Annotated in this window: 2 protein-coding genes; both read left to right on the top strand. The window is 46.2% G+C overall.

The features are described from left to right. Nucleotides 1-271: IS66 family insertion sequence element accessory protein TnpB (tnpB, locus tag EYW48_RS21090; protein WP_277433038.1), on the top strand; the 271-nt coding region annotated here is incomplete at its 5' end. Nucleotides 272-330: 59 nt separating this feature from the next. Continuing rightward, nucleotides 331-1,462 (top strand): IS66-like element ISVa12 family transposase (locus EYW48_RS21085; protein ID WP_277433037.1); only part of this gene is annotated, 1,132 nt, incomplete at its 3' end.

The raw sequence follows: 1,462 nt of genomic DNA, 5'->3' as shown, positions 1-1,462 counted from the left end.
GATTATCGAGTCCGAAACCGATTTGCCGCTAGGTACAGGTGCGCTATTCCTGTTTACCAATAAACAACGCGACAAAGTCAAAGTGTTGTACTGGGATAAAACGGGCTTTGCCCTGTGGTACAAACGGCTCGAAAAAGCCAAATTCAAATGGCCCAGTCAAGAGAAAAAACAGACGTACACCCTGACTCAATTTGACTTAGATAGACTGTTATCTGGCTTCACAATAATCGGCCATAAACCGATGAAAATAGACAACTTTACAATGAGTTAACTTCAATAAAAGTCAGATATACCAAGCCTTTCCGTGGTGTTTTTAGTATAATCAATGCCATGAAAAAGACGCCCGATATTAACCCAGAAAGCCAAGACATCGCCGAACTTCAAGCTATGGTGAAAGCGTTGATGTCGGAGAAAAATGAGTGGCAGCAAGAACGCCAATCCTTAATCGAACAGTTCAAACTCGCCCTTGACCGCCAGTTCGCCAAACGCTCGGAAGCGTTAAAGCCATATAACGAAGCACAGGGTGACCTCTTTAATGAAGCAGAATGTGAAGCGGCGAAAGCGGAAGATGAGGTTATCACCACCACAACGACGACCATTAAACGTCGTGGTAAACGTCAACCGCTTCCTAAAGACTTGCCACGTGAAACACTCGTACTTGACCTAGATGAGCACGACAAGCAGTGCTCATGCTGCCAACACATTTTGCATAAAATCGGCGAAGACCGCAGTGAAAAGCTGGAGTTCACGCCCGCTGTATTGAAAGTGTTGGAATATGTTCGCCCAAAATACGCCTGTCGTCAGTGTGAACAACAGGCTGAAAAAAGCCACATTCACCAACAACCCGCACCGATAAGCATCATCCCTAAAAGCTTCGCCACAGAAAGCTTGCTGGCCAATATCATCCTTGGCAAATACCAATATGCGATGCCACTTTATCGCCAAGAATCCCTGTTTACCCAGTCAGGTATCGAGCTATCGAGAACCACCATGGCAAGGTGGGTAATCCAGGTTAGTGAAAAGTTCAAACCGCTTTATCAGGCACTGAAGACTCACTTACTCGAACAAGTGGTGGTTCAGGCCGATGAAACGCCGCTCAATGTGCTCAAGGAAGACAAGCAATGTTATATGTGGTTGTACTGCTCGGGAGCCGACTCCCCTGAAGCTAAACTCCCTGACATGAAAAATATCGTCTTGTTCGACTATCAAAACAGTCGCGCGAGAGTGTGCCCCGTGAACTTCTTGGGTGATTACTCAGGCTATCTGCAAAGTGATGGTTACGCGGCTTATGATGGATTAACCAACGTCACCAATGTCGGTTGCTTCGCTCATGCACGTCGTAAGTTCATGGAAGCGAAGAAGCTTCAGGGCAAAGGTAAAACAGGTAAAGCGGATGTGGCGTTAGCCAAAATCCAAAAGTTGTACGCACTTGAATCTCGATTAAAACTGGCTTCGGTCGAAG

The organism is Vibrio sp. 1180_3, assembly GCF_029478545.1.
Taxonomy (GTDB): domain Bacteria; phylum Pseudomonadota; class Gammaproteobacteria; order Enterobacterales; family Vibrionaceae; genus Vibrio; species Vibrio aestuarianus.
Note: the sequence above shows the minus strand (reverse complement) of the source record. Positions and strands in the feature narration are given on the sequence as shown.